Annotated in this window: 18 protein-coding genes; 10 read left to right on the top strand and 8 right to left on the bottom strand. The window is 50.3% G+C overall.

The genetic code is table 11. The features are described from left to right. Positions 1 to 104: 104 nt before the first annotated feature. Positions 105 to 1,391, top strand: coding sequence for an MFS transporter (locus tag IE181_RS00730; protein ID WP_191249651.1), 1,287 nt, complete (start codon positions 105 to 107; stop codon positions 1,389 to 1,391). Here the strand turns inward: IE181_RS00730 and IE181_RS00725 are convergent. After that, complete coding sequence (locus IE181_RS00725; protein ID WP_191249650.1) at positions 1,354 to 2,010, bottom strand: hypothetical protein; 657 nt, start codon at positions 2,008 to 2,010, stop codon at positions 1,354 to 1,356. The two genes, IE181_RS00730 and IE181_RS00725, sit on opposite strands and share 38 nt — an antisense overlap. Positions 2,011 to 2,372: 362 nt before the next feature. Here IE181_RS00725 and IE181_RS00720 point away from each other — a divergent pair, with 362 nt between their 5' ends. Beyond that, complete coding sequence (locus IE181_RS00720) at positions 2,373 to 2,744, top strand: tetratricopeptide repeat protein (protein WP_191249649.1); 372 nt, start codon at positions 2,373 to 2,375, stop codon at positions 2,742 to 2,744. A gap of 61 nt (positions 2,745 to 2,805) precedes the next feature. Here IE181_RS00720 and IE181_RS00715 read toward each other — a convergent pair whose 3' ends face one another. Together IE181_RS00715 and IE181_RS00710 are read right to left on the bottom strand one after the other, a co-directional pair. Beyond that, entirely contained in the window at positions 2,806 to 4,233 is a 1,428-nt protein-coding gene (locus IE181_RS00715) for a protein adenylyltransferase SelO family protein (RefSeq protein WP_191249648.1), read from the bottom strand. Further along, on the bottom strand, positions 4,233 to 4,835 hold the full coding sequence (locus IE181_RS00710; protein WP_191249647.1) for a nitroreductase family protein: 603 nt from the start codon (positions 4,833 to 4,835) through the stop codon (positions 4,233 to 4,235). Before IE181_RS00710 ends, IE181_RS00715 begins: the two co-directional genes overlap by 1 nt. A gap of 129 nt (positions 4,836 to 4,964) precedes the next feature. On the opposite strand from IE181_RS00710, the gene IE181_RS00705 reads away from it, so the two are divergent. The 8 genes from IE181_RS00705 to IE181_RS00670 all read left to right on the top strand — a co-directional run bounded on the left by IE181_RS00705 (position 4,965) and on the right by IE181_RS00670 (position 15,496). Then, complete coding sequence (locus IE181_RS00705) at positions 4,965 to 7,046, top strand: TonB-dependent receptor (protein ID WP_191249646.1); 2,082 nt, start codon at positions 4,965 to 4,967, stop codon at positions 7,044 to 7,046. Between the two features lie 94 nt (positions 7,047 to 7,140). Next, a complete protein-coding gene (locus tag IE181_RS00700; protein ID WP_191249645.1) occupies positions 7,141 to 7,395 on the top strand; it encodes a hypothetical protein in 255 nt (84 codons plus the stop codon). A gap of 233 nt (positions 7,396 to 7,628) precedes the next feature. After that, positions 7,629 to 9,617 carry an alpha/beta hydrolase family protein gene (locus IE181_RS00695; protein ID WP_191249644.1) on the top strand — a complete coding sequence of 663 codons (1,989 nt, stop codon included), beginning with the start codon at positions 7,629 to 7,631 and terminating at the stop codon, positions 9,615 to 9,617. Between the two features lie 157 nt (positions 9,618 to 9,774). Next, positions 9,775 to 11,331 carry a peptide MFS transporter gene (locus tag IE181_RS00690; RefSeq protein ID WP_191249643.1) on the top strand — a complete coding sequence of 519 codons (1,557 nt, stop codon included), beginning with the start codon at positions 9,775 to 9,777 and terminating at the stop codon, positions 11,329 to 11,331. Positions 11,332 to 11,416: 85 nt separating this feature from the next. After that, the gene (locus IE181_RS00685; protein ID WP_191249642.1) at positions 11,417 to 12,031 is read left to right on the top strand and encodes a sulfotransferase family 2 domain-containing protein; all 615 of its coding nucleotides are present in this window, start codon (positions 11,417 to 11,419) and stop codon (positions 12,029 to 12,031) included. Positions 12,032 to 12,196: 165 nt separating this feature from the next. After that, positions 12,197 to 13,633 (top strand): amidohydrolase, encoded by a 1,437-nt coding sequence (locus tag IE181_RS00680; RefSeq protein ID WP_191249641.1) that lies wholly within the window; start codon positions 12,197 to 12,199, stop codon positions 13,631 to 13,633. Continuing rightward, entirely contained in the window at positions 13,630 to 14,892 is a 1,263-nt protein-coding gene (locus IE181_RS00675) for an amidohydrolase family protein (RefSeq protein ID WP_191249640.1), read from the top strand. The genes IE181_RS00680 and IE181_RS00675 overlap by 4 nt, the downstream gene beginning before the upstream one ends. An 88-nt stretch (positions 14,893 to 14,980) precedes the next feature. Beyond that, a complete protein-coding gene (locus IE181_RS00670) occupies positions 14,981 to 15,496 on the top strand; it encodes a GNAT family N-acetyltransferase (RefSeq protein ID WP_191249639.1) in 516 nt (171 codons plus the stop codon). 11 nt (positions 15,497 to 15,507) lie between these two features. On the opposite strand, the gene IE181_RS00665 is transcribed toward IE181_RS00670, so the two are convergent. The 5 genes from IE181_RS00665 to IE181_RS00645 form a co-directional block, all read right to left on the bottom strand. Continuing rightward, positions 15,508 to 16,407 (bottom strand): hydrogen peroxide-inducible genes activator, encoded by a 900-nt coding sequence (locus IE181_RS00665; protein WP_191249638.1) that lies wholly within the window; start codon positions 16,405 to 16,407, stop codon positions 15,508 to 15,510. 488 nt (positions 16,408 to 16,895) lie between these two features. Beyond that, entirely contained in the window at positions 16,896 to 17,861 is a 966-nt protein-coding gene (locus IE181_RS00660) for a type II secretion system F family protein (protein WP_191249637.1), read from the bottom strand. Between the two features lie 19 nt (positions 17,862 to 17,880). Beyond that, positions 17,881 to 18,867, bottom strand: coding sequence for a type II secretion system F family protein (locus IE181_RS00655; protein WP_191249636.1), 987 nt, complete (start codon positions 18,865 to 18,867; stop codon positions 17,881 to 17,883). A 4-nt stretch (positions 18,868 to 18,871) separates the two neighbouring features. Further along, a complete protein-coding gene (locus IE181_RS00650) occupies positions 18,872 to 20,602 on the bottom strand; it encodes a TadA family conjugal transfer-associated ATPase (protein WP_191249635.1) in 1,731 nt (576 codons plus the stop codon). 56 nt (positions 20,603 to 20,658) lie between these two features. Further along, a complete protein-coding gene (locus IE181_RS00645) occupies positions 20,659 to 21,885 on the bottom strand; it encodes a CpaE/TadZ family protein (protein ID WP_191249634.1) in 1,227 nt (408 codons plus the stop codon). Positions 21,886 to 21,895: the final 10 nt, after the last annotated feature.

Here is a 21,895-nt window from a genome sequence, read left to right as displayed (position 1 = left end):
GTTAGTCGCTACACATTGTACGGATTAAAAGGTGTTCCAGATCTAAGGTACCATGGGTTTCGTAGAAATACTTTAGTAAAAACAATTAGTCTCGGAACAGCGGCATGAAACTGGCAATCAATTACGGTGTTTTTTCCTTCCCTGCTGCAATCTCCCTTTTGGTGATGCAGGTCTATATGCCGTCTTATCTGGCTTCTTTGGGCATATTGTCACTGACCGCTGTCGGCAGTGTCTTTTTACTGGCGCGGTTGATTGATACTTTCACGGACCCGGTGGTGGGATATCTGCTGGATCGCGCCTCTGGCCGTTTCAGAGACCGAAGACTATGGATTTTATTCGGCCTGCCGGGTTTCTTGCTGTCGTTCTGGATGCTGGTGGACGGAAACTATGGGGCAGTTGGCGTGTTTTTCTGGGGCACGCTCTGGTATGTGTGCGGCACTGTTATGCTGGTACCATACTATGCGCTTGGTGCCGAGATTGATGACACATATCACGGTCACAGCGTTTTTGCCGCATCGCGGGTGGTTTTTGGACTGGCTGGGACGGTGGCGGCCTTGACAATCCCTGTCCTGTTGTGGGGTGCGCCGCCGCTTGAACAGGTTATTCGTTTCAACATTCTGTTGGCGGCCGTTATTTTCATTGTCGCCCTTCTTCTTCTTAGAAACCTGCCTGGGACTGTTCCTGCGCATTCAGGTGCGGTGATTGGGTTTGACGATGTGAAATCCCTATTTAGACGGGGGTCAGCGTTTAATGTTCTGATTATCAGTCAGTTGGTGAACGGCACAGCAAATGCCTTTCCTGCGACGGTGTTTATCTTGTTTGCCGCGCATATTTTAAAAAGGCCGGAGATGGCTGGCCCGCTTCTGGTGCTGTATTTCCTTGTCGCGGCGATTAGCGTGCCTTTGTGGGTGCGGCTGACAAAATATTGGCCTAAGGAAGCCTGTTGGTCGGTGGGGATGATAGTAGCGGCATCTGTATTTTTACTGACCATATTTGTACCAACACTGGGATTGCCCCTTTTCGTCGGGATTACACTGGTGACCGGGTTGATGGCCGGCGCAGACTTGGCACTTCCTGCTTCTATGTTGGCGGATCTGGTCGAACTGGATGCCCAGAAGCGGGGCAAACGTCGTACGGGTCTGTATTTTGCTGTTTGGGGTGTTACATCAAAACTGACATTGGCACTGGCGGTGGGAATTGCTTTCCCTTTGCTTGATATGGAGTTTGTGGGGGCCTCGCCTGATGAAGTTCAATCAGTAAACAGTGCCATGTTACTGGGGCTGTATGCTGTTGCACCCGCAGTGCTGAAACTAGTGTCGGTTATTCTGATGCGCGGGTACGGACGCTTGCTCACTAATCAGATAGCGCGCTCCGGCTGGTCTGGGCATTAGAAACGCTGCTAAAGCTGGCGCTTACGTCGGCAAGCACTTCGTCTGTAGCGGTCTGCAATATGGATTGTCCGCGTTCCCTGATGCGGGTTTGCAGTGCGGACTGTTTTGCGACGAATGCGCCGAAATAGGGGGAGGCCGTTTGCTGGTCCCGAATGGACCGCAATTCCTCAGTGGAGAATTCTTCAGCAAGGAGGTCGGCCAGCATGTCAGCCCATTCAAAGGTATGGGCAGCAACGGCTCTTTTAATATGTTGGACAACGATTGGCTGCACACGGTTCATGCCGTGTCTGCTGACATAATTTGTGATAGCCGGATGTACTTTTAAATCATCCAGAATCATCAAGCTCATCCCGCGGTATAGACCCGCTGACAGGACAAAACTGCGTGCAGTTGCACGAGGTGCCTCGTCTGAAGCGTCCGTGAAAAGCATTGGAGCCTGCGTGATGGGGGCATGTCCCAGATTTGGAGCAGCAACCCTGTTTTTCGCTGTAGCGGCATTGGCAGGATAGGTGCCTGCCGACGCTAGTAGGGCTAGCAAGATTACACTGCAAAATATCATTTTGGCGATATGCTGATCCCGATATGCGCGGGGGTAGATGAATGCTTTATAGTCGTGCACAGCGAAAGCCCTGTTCATGTATTGGCCTGTCAGGCAGTGAACGCCGTAGGCAGACTCGATCATTTTTGTGTCAGAACTAAAGCAGCTTTATGCGACAGAAATGTTACGAACTGCCTGTTTTTAGGGCAAAAATTTGTAATTTCCGATGTCATAAAAAAATAATATTCATGTAAAAATCCTGTAACAAACACGTAAAGAAAATAAAAAACATAGGTAAAACAAAGGGATAGGAATTTCCCTAATTAATGATATTCGTAATAAAATTAGGGTCATTCCTGACGCATATTTGACATAAATAACAATATTAGTAACTATAGTTATCAGAGATATGTTACGAACCTTTAGCGAGTAGGAGTGGGAATATGAAAAAACAGATTATTGGGTTGCTGACGGCAGTAACTATGACTGCAGGCGTTACAGCACAGGATGTTGCCTTCGATTTTGCTGATGAAGTTCGTCCCGTTGATGCCGCTTCTGAGGCTTTGAAAAGTGGTGATTGGGCATCTGCAGAAGCTGAATTGCTGCAGTCTTCACTGGATGATCAGGACAGTGTGTATGCCAAATTAAATCTGGCGTTCCTCTACGGTACTACGGGCCGCAGTGAGCAGGCAGCAGCCATTTATCAGGAAATACTGGATGGTCGCGATAATTCATTCGCGATGGTACTGTCGGGTAAACCCCGCCGTGTTAAGGCAATTGCTCGCGAAGGGCTGAAACGTCTTACACAGGACTAAGGTTGATCCATCGTCTGTTCTTTGAACGCCCGGTATTCTGTGATGCCGGGCGTTTGCAGTTTCAGGAGAGCGGTGCCAGCGCCGCGCCCATGGTGCGGATGGCGTCAATTTTAGTGTATAACGGCGTCCAGTCATCCCTGTCAGCAATGGCAGACCAGAGGCTTTCAACCTCATCAATCAATAGGGTGCAGGGGCTACCATTTAGAAAATAGGCTGTGTCTCTAATCCCCTTTTTGATCGGGCTATAGGACCGGAGACATGCAACCAGATCTGTATTACGGTCTTCCTGGTATAGGGCGATAAGTGGGCTTGCGCTTTGTTCAAGGTGCGAGGACGCAGCCTGACCGCCATACCAGTCAAAGAAAAACTGTTCGTAGGCTACTTTATTATTAATCATAAAGTGATTGATCAGGGATAAGGCTTCGTCGTCCTCTTTGTCGCCTTTTGGTTTGACACCTATCCTGTTTAATAGTGCTGTCCGCAGTGCCGTCAGATAGAGTTTGGGAAAAGTCTCCAGCACTTTTTTCAGTTCTTCTTCCGGGGCGATTTCTGTCAGCGCCCCGCCTAGCTGGTAGATGTTCCAGTGCATCGCGTCTGCCTGACGGCCAAAGCTATACAGCCCACTGTGGTCAAAATACGCAGCGGTGAACCCCAAGTCCATTTCAGGCAAGAACCGCCACGGGCCAAAATCAAATATTTCACCGGTGATGTTGATGTTGTCCGTATTAAGGACCCCGTGCACAAACCCGGCCGCCATAAGGTGCGCTGCGTTTTCAGCAACTTTTTCAGCGACAAGTGACAGGAAGGCAATCGCATCATCTTCCCGTTTACCGCTTAGGGAGTGGGCGAAGTATGTCTCCAAACAATATTGGGTTAGCTTGTGGACTCGTTCTTGGTCAGAAAAATACGCATGCCGCTGAAAGGTGCCAATACGAATATTACCGTGTGTCAAACGGACCATAACGGCAGATCGTGTTGGGGACGGTTCATCATTGCGTTCAAGCTGTTCCCCGGTTTCAATGATAGAGAATGTTTTCGATGTGTTGGCTCCGAGTGCCTCCAAAAGCTCTGTTGCCAGGATTTCCCGCACACCGCCTTTAAGCGTCAGGCGACCATCGCCGAACCGACTGTACGGTGTCTGGCCGCTACCTTTTGTGCCCAGGTCCATCAGGCGGCCGTGATTGTCCTGCAACTGTGCGAACAAAAATCCGCGTCCATCGCCAATGTCTGGATTATAGGAGCGAAACTGGTGGCCATGATACCGCTGCGCCAGCGGTGTCTCCATTGCATCCGGCAAAGGATGAAACCGCCCGAAATATGTAATCCATTCGTCGTCTGTCAGGGTATCAAGACCAACACTTTGGGCTGCCCGGTCATTTCTAAAGCGCAGGATATGCTTCGGAAAATTTGCGGCAGTGACGGGATCGGCAAATCCTTCGCCCAGCTTTAGAAAGGCGGACTGGGGGCTATATGACGGCGCTATGGGCATTAATCTGACTTTGCCGCCGCTGGCATGCCGACTTGGACAATATCGGCCAGATCAGGACGGGGACGTTCACTGGGGACTGCGTTAGCTGTTCCAAGAAACAGGAAGCCCGCGATCTTTTCTTTCCCAGACAGACCCAGCCCTTTTTTTACAGTGTCGCTGTAGCTTGCCCAGCCAGTTAACCACTGGCCAGCGTATCCAAGCGCCGTTGCGGCAATCAGTAAATTCTGACAGGCGGCGCCCGCGGATAATATCTGTTCCCATTCGGGGATAGGGCGTGCATCAGATGGGCTGGAGACAGCAACGATCAACGTAGGTGCCTGTGTTGCATATCCTTGCATTTTGGTGGCCACTTTCTCGCTGCATTCATTTTCTTCGAGGAGTGCCTTTGATATTAACTGGCCGAACGCGACTTGGTCTGCGCCTTCAAGGATGATGAAACGCCACGGTGCCAGTTTGCCGTGGTCCGGCACGCGGGCCGCTGCAGCAAGAATTTTCGTCAGATCTTCTTTGTCAACGGGTGGGCCGTCCATCTGCTGTGTTTTCACCGATCTTCGGTTCATCAGGAAATCGTAAACATCAGGGTTGGGCGTGTTAAAAGTCATTATAATCTTACTTTCTGACAAAATTTATAGCGGGTGCATTTTCGGCAGGAATAGTTTTCATTTCCAAATCCGGTTGCACTCGGGTACGTACACATACCATGTAGTATCTTTGACCGGGGAGAAAAGTAGGTGACAGGAAAAAGCCTGACAGGAATATCGGGTGTAGCGCTTCTTAGTGGTGTTGTAATCACTGGGGTATCCTTTGGCGCAATGTCTGCGGAAACGGCGCCGGAGTCTCTCGAGACAATCGAAGTTGTTGGCCAGCGCTTGTCCTTTGTCGACACAGGACAAAAGAAAACCCAATTGGATATTCAGACAGAAACGCCGATGCGGGTGGACCAGATGCTGACCACTATCCCCGGTATTTCATTATTCAGGCGGGCTGACAGTTACTCGGCGCACCCAACGACACAGGGGCTGACGATGCGCGGCGTTGGCGCGAATGGCGCAGGACGTGTTCTGGTGACCCTGGACGGGGTGCCGCAAAATGATGCCTTTGGCGGCTGGGTTTACTGGTCTGCTATTGATGGCGACTTACTGGAAACAGCCACTGTTCGTAGCGGCGGTAGTAGCGGCGCATTCGGGTCACAGGCCTTGTCAGGGGTGGTGGAACTGGAAAGCCTGCGCCCAAGAGAAAGCGGCGGTTCTGCCCATGGGCGGTTTGGTTCGTTTGAGACGGTTGATCTGGCGGGGCATTATTCTTTGGTGGGTGACGCAGGATTTGTCACCTTAGGAGCAGGGTACGAAGAAACGGACGGTTTTTATCTGCTGTCTCCGGATCAGCGCGGCAGCATTGATGTACCGGCGTCCAGTGATGTGGGATACATTTCTGCGCGGGCTGGTACGAGCTTTGGCACAACTGATATTGTGACTACGCTGCGCTGGTATCAAGAAAACCGTATCAACGGACTAGCGGCGGCTCCAAACGCGACCGAGACGATTGATACTTCCCTGCGGGTAAGTGGTGGGCAGGACATGCGTTATGAAGTGTTGGCATATTACCGCACACAGGATTTTGAAAATACTTTCGCGGCGGCCCGCGATGAACGAACATCTGAACGCGCGGTGCTTAATCAGTATGATGTGCCCGGTCGCGGTATCGGGCTGCTGGCTCGCCTTCAGTTTGGAACCTCTGAAATCGGGCTGGATGGCCGCAGTTTGTCAGGTGAAGTGCACGAAGATTTCCGTAATCTAGGTGCAGGATTTACCCGTAACCGGCGGGCTGGTGGCGACCAGTGGACGGTTGGCCTGTACGGGGAAACGACCCGGCAGTTTGGTCGTTCTGAAGTGTCTTTTAGTGCGAGGCTGGATCGCTATAAAACCTATAACGGCGTAAGGGAAGAAACAGACATTGCAACCGGTGACCTGTTGCGGGAAGACGCTATTCTGGATGTAGCGGACTGGATACCATCTGGCCGGATTGGGTTTTCCTATTCCCTGACAGAGAGCGCACAGCAAAATGCAGACACCCAGATTACCGGGGCGATGTACCGTACATGGCGTCTGCCAACTATCAATGAATATTACCGTCCTTTCCGTGTGGGCAATGATATCACCGAGGCTAATCCGTTTCTGAAACCTGAAAAACTATACGGCATCGAAGCAGGCATCAGGCACGACTATTCGGATACCAGTTATATCTATGCGGGGCTGTACCGTGCGTGGCTTGAAGACGGTGTTAGCGCAGTTACCATCGGGTATGGTCCGGGCTTTTATGAACTTGGCGGATTTGTCCCGGAGGGCGGCGTGCTGCGGCAACGGGCAAATGTGGACCGGTCGGTTACAGACGGCGCAGAACTTGAAGCAGGACTATCTGTGACTAACAGTTTCTCTATAGTTGGCCGATACCAATATGCGCGGGCAAAGGTGACAGCGTTTGATGATAATCCTGAGGTTGTCGGCAAGCGTCCCGTTCAGACACCCCGCCATTCGGCAAGTGTAACGGCGCTCTATCAAGGTGACGTGGTTTCATCCACTCTTGGGCTGCGGTATCAGTCTTCGCAGTATGATGATGCTCTGAACGAACGCAGGCTTGATACTATTGTTACAGTTGATGCGTCGGTTCGGTACCGCATCGCTGGCGGAATAGAAGCAGAGGTGTCAGCCACCAATCTCTTTGATAGCAAGGTAGTATCGGCGCTTTCTGCTGATGGCCTGGAAACACTGGCGCAGCGGCAGCGGATCATGCTTGGTTTGCGTGTTGGTTTTTAAAAACAGTTGAACTCGTGTCCGTTCCCTCGTAAAGAAGGGGTCTAATAAAAATATCCGGACACAATAGTCCGGGAAACGACACGAGGAAAAAACTATGAAACTGGTATCTAACGCCATCAGTCTATCTATACTTGCCCTAAGTTTAAGCGCTTGTGCATTTGTCGTAACTGACGAAGGCATCTCCCGTTACGATGACGACGACTATAAGCATAAGAACCGCATGACCCTGACCTTGCCGGACGGTGACCGGGTGACATTCAGTTGTCCGCGCGACATGGAAACGTTTGTCATTGACGAGACAGAAGAAGGCGGCAGCATTTCTTATGGTTGCCGGTCTGAGGACAGCTAATATCTGTCCACGCAAGACTGCCTACTAGGCAGGATCAATAGTATAGATGTAAAGGCCGTGTAAGCGGCCTTTTTGCTGTCTAAGGGTGCGATCAGTGTTTAACTGGTAGCAATTTAAAAATGTATCGCTGACAAGTCGTTCGCTTTTGCTATTATCAAGCCATGAAGCAATATTTGTTATGTTTGATAATCCTGTCCGGCCTCGGGCGGGTCTCAGCGCAGCCGGGTTCCGTAATGGGGCAGGCAGAGGAGCCGTCTGGGCACGCTGCGGCCGAACTTGCCGCCGCCGCATCTGTAGATGATAGACCTCAGCCCAATTTACCACTGTTGGAAGCATTGGTGGCGCACTCTCCTGTCAGCTCTGTCACTTTATCCGATAATGGCACGTACGTCGCGGCACTGGTTCGCAAGGGTGATGACCAGCGCCTGGCCGTTTGGAATCCGGACGAGGGGATTGACCTGGGCGTCATTACCGAGCTGACCAGAGAGGATGTTCGCTGGATGTCCTGGGTAGGGCCATCTGTATTGTTGATCTGCCGACAGGATGAAAGTATCTGGACTTTTAATGCGCAGGTGGCAGTTTTGCGTCCCCTGCTGGATGCTGATCAGGCAAACAGAACCGGTGTTTCCCTTGTCTCTTCGGTAGCAAATGACAATGATAGAATTTTGATGCAGTGGTCATCAGGGTCGCGAGCCAGCTATCCCGGAGTGTACCGGGTCGATCTTTCCTCAGGCGAGATAACCGAGATGGAGACGCCGCGCCAGCCAGTTTTCATATGGTGGGGCACACGGGACGGCGATATTGTGCTTGGTACCGGTATAGCGGGCCGCAAGAAAATGCTGTTCGTTCGAGATGATGGCATTGGGGGCAATACCGACGTTTTAGAGGGGCAATCCTTCAAGCCAGCTGCGGATGAGATGCGCTGGCGAAAGCTCGTTGAATGGGATGTTTTTGATGATCCCTATTTCGAAGTGCAGCATGTAAACCCGGACGGTAAGACAGCAATTGTTTTGTCCGCACATGATAGTGATACGGCAGAGCTATGGCGGTATGATCTGACTAATGGCAAGTATTTGTCGCGGCTGGCGAGCGATCAGACCTATGACATAGCAGGCGCCATCATTGACCCCGCCAGCGGTGCTTATGCAGGGGTACATTTAAGAACCTTTGGTCCAGAGCAGCGATTAGGGCAGCCCGCGTGGCAACAATATCAGGCGGCAATAGAAGCCGCGATCAAGGAGCCGGGCATCAGGTTCATCGGCGGGTCGAGAGACGGCAGGTATCTGGTTGTCCGCACACAACCAATTCATACGCACCCACGCTACTACCGTTTAAACCGTCGCACGCTTGAGATCGTCCCCTTCTGGCCCTATGAGCAAAACACTTCTCCGCTTTTGGCCGCGAATGCGATTTTGCAAACCGAGGTTTGGATTGACCGCGCCGTATCCGAACGTCGTAAGCGTGGGGATATGGTGCGCCGACCGATGCAGGCGATATTGACGACAGCCTCGGGCCAAAAGTCGGACAAGGCGGTTGTTCTGATCCATGGCGGGCCGGTTAAACGGGTGCAGTCGCAGTTTAACCCCTTGGTTAGCTGGCTAGCGCTGAACGGATATACCGTTTTGCAGCCGAATTTTATCGGCTCAAGCGGGTATGGGGAAAGTTGGCGCCGGGCCGGTTACGGTGAATGGGGCGGCAGGATGCAGCGCGATGTCCGTATTGCCCTTATGTGGATGCACGAAAATGGCTATGCGTCTACGGATAGTCTCTGTGTGGCGGGTGGATCGTATGGGGGCTATGCGGCGCTTATGTCTGCTGCGGTAGACAGTGATCTGATTACCTGTGCAGCCAGTTATAACGGGGTGACATCGGTGCCACTGTTGCTTGAATATCTGGCAACGGGCCGTTTTAGCATGCAGACACTGCCGCGTATCCGGGGCAAAAACAGTGACCGCAAATTGCGGCATCTATCTCCCATCGCAGTGGCAAAGGATATTAAGGTGCCGGTCTTGATGTTGCATGCAACGCTTGATCAGAATGTTCCGTATGTTCAGGGGCGTTTGATGGCGGATATCCTGAACCGCCGCGACAAGGATCATACTTTCATAACCCTTGAAGGTGCCGGGCATACACTAATACGCGCCCAGGACCGCAGGGTGTATTTCGGGGAACTTTTAGATTTTCTCAACCAGTACACGAATGAATCTCCCGAAAATCCCTGAATTTTGGTGATTAACACCGATTTTACTTTTCACCGGCGGCAAGCTGTGTTTTTTAGAAAGCCTGTTGCCTCGTTTTCGCGGGGCTTTGGCCGGGTATAAGCCCGGTGGGGAGGACTGACCTTTCGAGGTCTATAATACTATAATCCAAGGGATAGAAATGACTGATTCAAAACTATCACCGGAAGCGATGAAGGCTGGTTCCCAGGAACGGGAATTCATGGGCCATCCAATCGGGCTGACGGTTTGCTTCCTGACAGAAATGTGGGAACGCTTTTCCTATTATGGCATGCGTACCATTTTGGTTCTGTATCTAACGAAATATCATCTGTTCTCTGCTGGTAAAGCGAGCATGATTTACGGGGCGTATGCAGGCCTTGTGTATATGATGCCAATTATTGGTGGCTATATGGCTGACCGGTATTTGGGTAGCCGTAAGGCTGTGACCTACGGGGCGCTCTTGCTTGTGGCAGGGCACTCGCTGATGGCATTCCATGGGCCACAAGCCTATATGGACGGCGATGCCGTTGTACGGAATGATTTTTATATCAATATTTTCTTCTTTGCCATGGCACTTATCATTGGCGGTGTTGGCTTCCTGAAGGCAAACATTTCCACCATTGTAGGGGCGCTGTACGGCAAGGATGACCCACGCCGCGATGGTGGCTTCACGATCTTCTACATGGGTATTAATGTGGGCTCTGTATTGTCCACCATCCTTGTTGGATACGTCGGCGAAGTATACGGCTGGAACTACGGCTTTGGTCTGGCAGGCATTGGTATGCTGTTTGGCCTTCTTGTTTTCCTTGGCGGGCAGAAACTGCTTGAAGGTCGCGCAGAGCCACCAAAGCCTGAGGTGCTGAAAGAATCTGCAGTTGGTCCAATCAATAAAGAATGGGCTGTGTATCTGTTTGGTTTCGTCCTGGTTCTGATCAGCTGGATCATGCTGCAATATGATGAACTGGTTCTTAGTCTTCTTGGTGTAACCGGTATTATTATGCTGGGCATTATGCTGGCGTATGGCTTTATGAAATGCGAGGCAGAAGCCAGAAACCGGTTGATTGTCGCAAGCTTCCTGATCGCGGTGCAGAGTGTATTCTGGGCACTGTTTGAACAGCAGGCAGCGTCGCTGACCCTTCTCGCAGACCAGCAATTTGACCGTGTTGTCTTTGGATTTGAAATCCCGGCGTCTACCGTTCAGTCACTGAACCCTGGCTTTATTGTCCTGTTGGCACCTGTCTTTGCGTGGATGTGGGTTGCGCTTTCCCGTAAAGGGATCGAGCCATCAACACCAGGCAAGTTCGGTATTGCCATGCTGTTGATCGGTCTTGGGTATGTGATCTTTAGCTGGGGTATGGGCCTTGATGACAGCACAAGCAAGAGCATGTTGTGGATGGTGTGGATCTATCTGTCTTTGACAGTGGCGGAACTGTGCCTAAGTCCGGTTGGTCTGTCTATGGTGACCAAGCTGAGCCCGAAGACGATTGTTGGCATGGTAATGGGGACGTGGTTCCTGTTCACTGCGCTTGGTAATAATGTTGCGGGCTGGATCAGTAGTCTGACGGGTGGCGGTGGTCACGGTGCAGACTCTGGCACTCTGGATATTGCTGCCACGATGGAAGTTTACACCACTATTGGCTTCATCAGTATTGGTCTTGGTGTGTTTATTTTCATCCTGACACCGCTGATGAAAAAATATATGCACGGCATTCACTAACTTTATTATTGTGATCAATGCCTCAGGGATATAGATGTCAGGCTCACTCTTGGGCCTGACATTAATTTTAAAGACATAATGTGCGATGATAATTTCTACCAAACATAAGTTCGTTTTTCTTTCTAATCGGAAATGTGCTTCATCCTCGTTGGTGCATGTTTTAGAACCCTTTGCTGCCTTATCGGCAAAAGTGGACCATCGCTTACGTCACACAAATTACAGACAATATAAAAAATATGTTGAACCTTATCTTGAGTTCATGACCAAGGAAGACCTGTCTGATTATAAGGTTTTTTGCTTGTTCAGAGAGCCAACAGACTGGCTTTTTAGCTGGTATAGATTTCGGCAAAGACACGCCATTTCGCCTGAAGTGCAGCCTGGGCATTGGGAATATACAGGACACATAACTTGGCATGAGTTTCTTGACGCGTATTTTTCTGATGATCGTCCGCCCTTCGCAAGGGTGGGCAATCAGTGCAATTTTGTGACAGATGCGAAAGGCCGTTTGGGCGATATGTCTATTTTCAAGTATGAAGAAATTGAAAAATGCGTATCTGCTATTAGTGAACGTGTTGGCGAGCAACTCGAAATGGTTAATTACAATACTTCTCCTAAAATAGATGATGCAATCAGTGCGGCAGACCAGGTGCTTTGTCGCAGTATGCTAAAGCGTGAGTATGAAATTTACGATGCGCTCTAAATATGCTTGAGGAGCACGAAAACCCCAAGTGGTGATTGCTTTGGCGATTTTATAACAAACTTTTGTTGACCCGGTGGTTGACACTCTCTCGTTGCCCCTTACAGTTCTGGTTTCCCTTTTGGACTATAGTCAGTCCAGTGGGGCCAACTCTGGGAGGTAATAAGTATGATACGACTGAAGAAAGATCGCACAGCGCTGCGTTCTGCGCTTCTGGTCAGCACCATGTCATTTGCGCTGATCGCATGTGGCGGGGAGGCTGAGCAAGGCGCATTTGTCGAGCGCAATGTCGATGCATTTGCATCCACCTATACACCGCTACCAAGCGAAACCACTTTCATTACAAATGTTTCCATGTATGACGGCAAGGGCGGCGAGATTGAGCGCGGCTCTATCCTGATGGAAGGCGGCAAGATTAAGGCCGTAGGCACGGACCTGACTGCGCCGGACGGGGCTAAAGTAATTGACGGGACCGGTAAATGGGTAACGCCGGGCATCATTGATGTTCATAGCCACCTTGGGGTTTATCCAAGTCCAAGCACGGGATCTCATTCTGATGGCAATGAAGTAGGGGAGCCAGTAACAGCGGATGTGTGGGCAGAGCACAGTAACTGGCCGCAGGATCCAGGATATATGCGTGCAGCGGCAGGCGGTGTTACGGCGCTGCAGCTTTTGCCAGGCTCCGCAAACCTGATCGGTGGCCGCAGTGCTACTATTAAGAATGTGCCGGGACGTACCAATCAGGATATGAAATTTCCAGGTGCACCATACGGTGTTAAATTTGCCTGTGGTGAAAACCCGAAGCGTGTTTACGGCGGCGGTAAGAATAACCCGATACTGGCGCGTCCGCACACCCGTATGGGCAATGTTGCCGGGTTCCGTCAGGCTTTTGCTGATGGGCAGGATTATATTCAGCGCTGGGAACAGTATGAGCGGGATTATAAGGCGGGGAAAAATGTTGTTCCGCCGAAACGTGATCTGAAGATGGATACAATCGCGGGTATTCTGGAAGGTGAGATCATCGTCCATAACCATTGTTACCGTGCTGATGACATGGGGACAATGTTGGATGTTGCCAAGGAATTCGGTTTTAAAATAGGTACCTTCCACCACGGTGTAGAAAGTTACAAAATTGCGGATCGGTTGCGTGATGCCGGTACGTGTTCTGCTATGTGGGCAGACTGGTACGGCTTCAAGATGGAAGCGTTTGACGGTATCAAGGAAAATATTCCGCTGGTTCATAATGCGGGTGCCTGTGCGATTGTCCATTCGGATGATGATATCGGTATCCAGCGTCTTAATCAGGAAGCAGCCAAGGCGCTGGCAGACGGTAATAAGGCAGGCTTGAACATATCGAAAGCAACCGCATGGACATGGCTCAGCCTGAACCCTGCAAAGTCTCTGGGGGTTGAGGAGCAGACAGGCACACTTGACGTTGGCAAAGATGCCGATGTTGTCTTGTGGTCAGGTAACCCGTTCAGTGTCTATTCACAGGCAGAGATTACATTTGTCGATGGTGCTGTGGTTTTTGACCGCAATAATCCTGACAGTAACCCTGTAAGCGATTTTGAACTTGGTATGCCTGGGGAAGGAGACACGAAATGAGACAGTTGAAATCCCTGTTGGCGGCAACAGCCACACTGGCGTTGTCGGTTAGTGTATCAGCCGAGGATATCGCAATCACTGGCGGTACGGCCTATACAAATGGTGGTTCTGGTAAAATAGAGAATGCCACCGTTCTTGTGTCTGACGGCAAAATTAAAACAGTACAGGCAGGTGGTGAAGTGCCGTCTGGCTACCGGGTTATTGATGCAACTGGCAAGTGGGTCACCACTGGTTTGATGGTGTCAGGAAGCGCTTTGGGACTTGATGGTGTACCGTCAAATTCAGGCGTGAATGATGCGACTGTGAAAAAGGCACCAAGCACAATTGCGCTGGATGCTACCACCGCCCTTAATGCGGATAGTGTGATTATCCCGAATACACGTGTCGAAGGTGTAACCCGTGCGGTTACGGGCTTCCAGAGCACCAGTGACTTCTGGCTGGGTCAGGGGGCTGTGATCCATTTGGGTAATGGCGAAGGCCAGGATCTTGTTGTGCGTGGGAAGGCATTTGTAGGTGTTAGCCTGTCACAAGGTTCTATCGCTAAATCCGGTGACAGCCGTGCGGTTGTCCTAACAGCACTGGATACCAAACTGGAAGGCGCTAAAGAAAAACCTTCCGGTGATGATGACAAGAAGAAAAGTGATAAGCCTGACCCAGAAAAAGACGCCTTAAAACGTGTATTGTCTGGGGATGCATCGCTTTATGTCGAGGCATCTCGTAAAGAAGACATTCTGGCTATGATCCGGTTGAAGGAAAAACATGGTGTGGATGTTATTCTATCGGGTGCGGAAGAAGCATGGATGGTCGCAGACAAGCTGGCTGCCGCCAACATTCCTGTCATTGTCAATGCTATGACAAACCTGCCTGGCGGGTTTGATACGCTCGGAGCAACCATGAAGAATGCTGTACGCCTGAATGCGGCCGGTGTGAAGGTTGGCTTTGTTGGCAGCGGATCGAATAATGCTCGACTGATGCCGCAATTTGCTGGAAATGCAGTGGCTAACGGCATGCCGTGGGAAGATGCCATGGCAGCGATGACAACTAACCCTGCTGAGATTTTCGGCATTGCAGATAGTTACGGCACTCTGGCTGCGGGTAAAGATGCAGATGTAGTGGTCTGGGATGGTGATCCGATTGAGATCAGTTCCAGTCCTGATGCCGTGTTGATCATGGGGGAAGAAATTCCACTGGTATCACGGCAGACAAAACTGCGCGACCGCTATATGGCACCGTCCAGATCGCCGGCATTCAATCGCTAAATAGTGCTTGAAGACAAATGGAAAGGCCGGGATAGTATCCTGGCCTTTTTATATTGGGTCCAAAGAGACTCTCAGATCGTTGGAAAAAATGACTGTTACACTGACCAGAATTACCGAAGCTAATATTCAGACACTGTATACGCTTCTCTGTGATGAAAGCGTGTGGACCATGGCGGCCAGCATTCCGCCTTACCCAACTCTTGAATGGGTTCGTGGTTGGGTGGCTCTGCACGAAACGGAAGAAAGTCTTGGTCGTGCTGTTCATAGGGGGCTACTAGACAGTGTCGGGGCACTGTGCGGTCATGTTTCCTATTTCACCAATCAAGACGGGGAAATAGAGATTGGCTATATGATAGGGCATGCGTATCGGGGCAAGGGGCTGGCAACAGCTGCAGCGCGCGCGATTATTGCCTTGGCCCGGGCTAATGGTGTCTCCGGCGATATATATGCCGGGACTGCAAAGGATAACCCTGCTTCCGGCCGGATATTGCAGAAACTGGGTTTTGCAGAAGTGGGCGAAAATGTTGTCAGTTCAAAAGGGCGAACAGAATTGATGGAAGGGTGGGTCTGGCGTTTGCCTGCACCTTCGGGGGGTGACGTTTAAGGTGCAAGTACTTAATTAGGTTCCATAACGTCTTTGATGCAGTTTCCAACGGCTTTGAAGGTCTCTGCTCGTGGGGAGCTCTTGCGCCACACAAGTCCGATGGTTCTGGTGGGGCTTATGCCCTCAAATGGTACTATTTTTACATCAACGCCCGCCGTAATCCCAGCGTCGACTGCCATGCCCGGCAGCAAGGTAACTCCGGCACCGTTAGCCACCATTTGAATGATAGTATGCAGGCTGGTGCCTGATAATTCTTCTCTGGCGTTCTTTCCAACCAGACGGCAGGCCGACAGCGCATGGTCCCGCAGGCAGTGACCTTCTTCCAGAAGTAGCAGGCGTTCTTTATCCAGCCTGCTGGAGGTCAGATGCTCTGGTGCGTTTGCCCCAAGCGGGAAGGCCGCATAGAAGGGGTCTTCAAACAGAGGCATCTCGCTTACATCGCCACAATCAAACGGCAGTGCAAATAGAATTACATCCAGTTCTCCGGCACGCATCATGTCGCACAGGGTCTGTGATTTATCCTCTCGCAGATGAAATTCCAGGTTCGGCAGAGACTTTCCTAAAGCAGGCATAATCCGCGGTAGCAGGAATGGTGCAATGGTTGGGATAATCCCCATGCGGAGCGTACCGAACAGAGGGTTCTTAGCCGTGGCTGCAAGGTCCGTCAGATCTTCAATCTCATTCAGAATATTTTGTGCACGGCTGACAATTTTGTTGCCAATATCAGTAAACATGACCGACCGTTTGGTGCGTTCTACAAGCTGCAGGCCAAGAAGGTTCTCAAGCTCTTGAATGCCAGCACTCAATGTTGACTGTGTGACATGGCTCATCTCGGCAGCTTTGCCAAAGTGCAAGGTCTTATGGAGCATCACCAAATATTTTAGTTGCTTGAAGGTCGGAGGAAAATTCATTCAGTGGCTCGATTAATTTTGTCAGTTTAATGTGTATAGCAATAATAAATAGATACATGCATTTGACAAGAAATATAAGGGTGGCGGGGTTCTTTCTAAAATCGAGAATACTGTGCATGTATATGCTGGTGACGACCATCAGAATTGAATGTGGTCAAAAAAATGGCCGGGTAAATACCCGGCCCGAGTCACGACAGCGAGGATATTGTGATTACAAAGGTAATCACAATAGGAGTGGACGCAGTCGAGTCGCGTCCGCTCTCAATTCCTAAAAGACCATTTTTGGGCGCTTGGGTCAACGATTCTCTTTACAAATAACGCTTTCTGACCTGAAATGTTATCGAAAACCGGGGTAGCATGGCCCTGTTAACCATACCTGCTTAATCGTTAGATTAGAAGTTGGTCCATTTTGGGACTGTGCAGAATAAAGCCCCGAATCACCCAGATAGGATAATGTCGGAGCCAATTGTTTCGTGCCTATGCCGAGCTTACGTTAGGTTGTCGTTGACACTGCAGGCAGCAGGGCCCATCAGAACAACGAACAGCGTTGGCATGATAAACAGGATCAAGGGTACCGTCAAAATAGCAGGTAGACGTGCTGCTTTCTCTTCCGCTCTCATCATCCGCTCATTCCGGAATTCGGCAGACAGAACGCGCAAGGACGTGGCAAGCGGTGTACCATATTTTTCTGACTGGATCAGCGTTGTAACAACCCCGCGAATGGTCGGAAGGTCAATCCTGTTAGCCAGGTTTAAAAGGGCTTGTTTTCGTTCAGGCAGGAAGCCCAGCTCAATTGCAGCCAGTGAGAACTCTTCAGCAAGTTCTGGGCTGGCGCGCCCGAGTTCCGAGGCAACACGGTGCAAGCCAGAGTCCAAAGTTAAGCCTGCTTCGGCACAGACGACCAACAGGTCAAGCGCATCAGGCAGGCCCAGACGAATTGCATCAGACCGTTTCTGCTTCATATTGGTGACATAGATATCCGGCATTTTAAAGCCCAGAAAAACCATACCGGCTGCATAGAATGGATGATACGTGGCATGGTCCGGCATTACATTCAGGCCGTAAAACATGATGATACCAGTAACACCCATCACGACAGGCATCACCAAACGGGATATCTGAAAAATCACCAATGCATCATTACTACGGTATCCGGCTTGAGCCAGTGACATAGTAAGCTGCTGGGTCTTCTCATCCTGCAACAGCTTCAGCTTGTCTGCGATACTGCGCAGCATATCAATACTGTCAGTTTTTTTGATGCTGGATTTGCGCGGGTTTGTGCGAATTAAGCCAGCTTTCAGCTCATCCCGCCTGCCTTGCAGTGCTTTGATTCTGTCTTTCATTGGATCACGAGCAAGAGAAGCCTGATAAATCACAATCAAAAACAGCAAGGCAACGGCACCTGCTGCAAAAGAGATAATATCAATCGTTGGGATTCCAAAAATTTCAGTCATCGTTTCTGTGCCTTAATCCCTAAACATCGAAATCAATCATACGCGCCATAATGAAGACCCCGATAGCCATCCAGAGCAAAGCGCCAATGCCGACCATCTGCGCACGCGGATCGGTATATAATATGATTGCATAATCATAATTGAGCATGAGCAGGACGACAGCCATGATAAACGGCAGAAGTCCGACAATCCATGCAGATGCTTTGGCTTCTGATGACAGAGCGGCGATTTTAAGCTTCATCGCCTGACGGGCGCGAAGAATGTTTGATAGGTTACCAAGGGTTTCACCAAGGTTACCCCCTGTTTCCCTCTGCACGACCAGACTAATAACAAAAAACTTAAAGTCAGCTGTATCAAGACGGTCACTTGCTTCCCACAGAGCTTGTTCCAAAGGTGTGCCGAAGCGCATGGCATCAGCAATTTTGCGGAACTCAGCGCCCGTGGGGGCCTCTACCTCTTCGGCCACAGAAATGATAGTCTCGTTAACAGGCAGACCGGACTTCAAACCACGGACCATAAGGTCAAGTGCTTCTGGAAACTGGGCAGTGAATCTTTCCATGCGCGAGCTAACCATTTTACCAATGATCATGTGCGGCAGACCCACACCAACGATGATTGATAGTGCAATTGCCAAAATCGGCATAAGTTGCAGTACGACCATAAAGACAAAGAAGGCTCCAATCGCAGCAAATGCATTGAAGAGAGCATATTGTGGCAGTGAAATATCTTTGCCGGTTTTCTTCAACCGCTGTTCAATGATGTCTTTGTTGGGCAATAGTTTAGCCAACATTGCCGACAGGCCTTCTTCATCAGACTTGACGCGAATAGAACGCGCCTTGGCTGACATAGGCATATTGCCAAACTTGGCTTTGAACATTTCCAGCTTGCGGGAGTTTTGTTTGCGCGTACCGTTCAGCGTTTCCATAAGGAAATAAACGGCTCCAAGAACAATCAGCAGTCCTAAGCCGGACGCAAGTAGAATAATGTCGGTATTACTAAATTGCATGCCTCTACTCGCTCATTGCTTCCATTAGTGCGCGACCAAGTCCAAAATAATCTGCTTTGGTTAGGAAGTGAGGACGGACGCCAGTGGACCGGAATTCACCTATGAGCTTGCCGCTTTCGTCTTCGCCTGTGAACTGGAACTTAAACAGATCCTGCGTCGTGATAACGTCGCCTTCCATGCCAACGACTTCGGTTACATAGATTGTACGTCTGCTACCGTCCCGAAGACGCTGAACCTGAACGATCATGTCAAGGGAACCTGCAATCTGCTCCCTGATTGCTTTTGGCGGCAAATTCAAACCCGCCATATTGACCATATTTTCCAGTCGGGTCAGGGCTTCCCGGGGGCGGTTCGCGTGAATAGTACCCATGGAGCCATCGTGCCCGGTGTTCATCGCCTGGAGCATGTCAATTGCCTCGCCGCCCCTGATCTCACCCAGGATAATACGGTCAGGACGCATCCGAAGGGCGTTTTTCACAAGATCACGCATGGTAATCTCGCCTTGGCCCTCGAGGTTTGCTGGCCGTGTTTCCAGCCTAACCACATGCGGCTGTTGCAGTTGTAGTTCCGCCGCATCCTCAATGGTGACAACACGTTCGCCTGCATCGATCATGCGAGACAGCGCATTCAGCATGGTAGTTTTACCAGAACCGGTACCGCCAGAGATTAGAATGTTTAATCGACAAGCCCCTGCAATTTTCAGAACCTTTGCAAGTGGTGGTGAGATACTGCCAAAGTCCAGCATCTTGTCGAGCGTAATCTTATCCTGGGAAAATTTACGAATAGAGATTGAAGCGCCATCAATTGCTAGTGGTCCGATAATGGCGTTTACACGGCTACCATCTGCAAGACGTGCATCACAAATCGGTGAGCTTTCATCAATACGTCGGCCAACCGCGGACACAATACGCTGGGCAATATTAAGAAGGTGCCCATTGTCACGGAAAGTAACGTCCGTCAGGGTTAGCTTGCCTTTACGTTCCACATACACCTGATTAGGGCCATTGACCATAATATCAGAGACTTCCGGGTCCGCGAGAAGCGGTTCAAGCGGCCCAAGACCAAGCATATCATCAAGAAGCAGCGATACAAGATTGCGCTGTTCGCTTAGGTTCAGGTTGATTTTTTCCTGAACCAAAAGCTCTCCAACAACCTCACCAACCTGTTCAGCAAGTTCTGGGCGCGGTAATTCCGCTGCGGCAGCCGGGTCAATATGTTCCATCAGTAGGGGATGGATTTTAGCCTTAGCCTGTTCCAGCGTTTTCTTGTTATCAGCTTCTTTCTTGGATTTCGGCTTGTCTTCGGCCTTGGCTTGTTCACCAATAGCACCGTAGGTATCGATCAGTTCATTAAGGAGATAGGTAATAATATCTGACCGCTGCTGATCGGACGGGACAATAGCATTTGCCGAGGATATATCGTCCACAAGCGCGCCAAGTTTATTCAGGACTTCTGCCTGCGTTGCCATGCGAATGTCAGCCTTGGAGAACTGTGTTCCCAAGCGTTCTTCAGCAAGATCTGCAAGCATGTCTACTGTCTCAGCAGCAGCAGTTGAGGTCGGCTCCAGGTCTTGGCTAACAGCAAGGATTTTCTCAGCCTCTGGTGAGGAACTGAGCGAATCAAGGTCAAGTTCTTTTGGTTCTGACTGTTGTGGAGACGGGGTTAATCCACGCCCAAAGCCGCCCGAAGAACGTCGTGTGCCTTTCTGTTTTTTGCCAAATGCCTGAGGCTTCATTGTTTTATATCCCTACCCACTACTTATAGTCACAGTGTTTCGAACTGTAATCTTCCTTACCTCGAAAGAATTTTCTTCATCCATGACTTTGGTTTTGCAGATGATTCGCGTTCATTCGCTCCGAAGAGAGACGAAATATCATGAATAGCACCTGAAAGTCTGGATGATGGTGCCGCATCAACCAAGACAGAGCCTTTTTGAGCCGCTGTAAGCATTGCCTTTGAATCAAATGGAATCTCCGCGACAATCTTCATTTCCACGGAATTTTCAAAATCGACCTTGTTCACTTCGTCCGGTGATCTGCCCTGCATTCCCTGAATAAGGTGAATGCGTGCAGCTGGTGAATAATTCAAAATGTGCGTCCGGATGCGAATACAGTCGCGCGCAGCAGCAAGACTAAGGTCGGTAACAATAATAACATCTGTCGCACCGGTAAGAATATCTGGGTTGCTGCCCATGATATTCCGCGGAATGTCAGCAATGACTGTCTGATAATTTTCGCCTAACGCTTCCATAAGGCGTTCCAACGCATCTGCTGGTGGTTGTTCCATTGACCCAATAGGGGCTTCTGCGGCTAGAACAGAAAGCCTGTCATTGGGTTTTACAACGGCACGTTCCAGGAAAAGCGTATCCACCCGGTCCGGGTTTTCCAGTGCATCAGCCAGGCCGCGACCAGGCTCAATGTCAAACTGAAGGCAAGATGTACCAAAATATGTATCCATATCCAGAAGGATTGTCGGCTCTCGCAGCTCTGAGGAGCGTATCCATGCCAGGTTTGCGGCAAGTGTAGACGAACCCAAACCGCCGCGAGCATCTACACAGACAATGCGCTTTTGACTGTTGGGATCCTGCGCCTGATCACCTGCGTCTTCATCCAGATGAAGTGCATCTTCTGCTGCCATCAGGACTTCGTGAACGATCTCTGACGTGAGAGGTTTGACAATATAGTCCAGTACACCAGCCTGCAGCAGGTCCCGGTATAAAGTCACGTCATTAATCGTGCCAAGAACGATCACGACAGTATCGGCCTCACATACTTCGGCCAGTGCCTGCATGTCTTCCCGAGGGTCGGGGCTGTCAGAAATATCTACGATTAAGACTTCCGGGCAACTCATGGCGCCCAGCGCCCTAACGGCGGCTGCAATACCACCCTGGAATATCATTTCAGGGTTCCAGCCCCGGTCATTTGCATGCGGGGCGATTAGCTGGCTGCTTAGTTCATCACATATATAGGCTGCGAATGTTTCGCGAGATCCCACAGGTGTATTTTTCCTATCACTCATGTGTCTAGAC

The organism is Kordiimonas sediminis, assembly GCF_014656395.1.
Taxonomy (GTDB): Bacteria; Pseudomonadota; Alphaproteobacteria; order Sphingomonadales; family Kordiimonadaceae; genus Kordiimonas_A; species Kordiimonas_A sediminis.
Note: the sequence above shows the minus strand (reverse complement) of the source record. Positions and strands in the feature narration are given on the sequence as shown.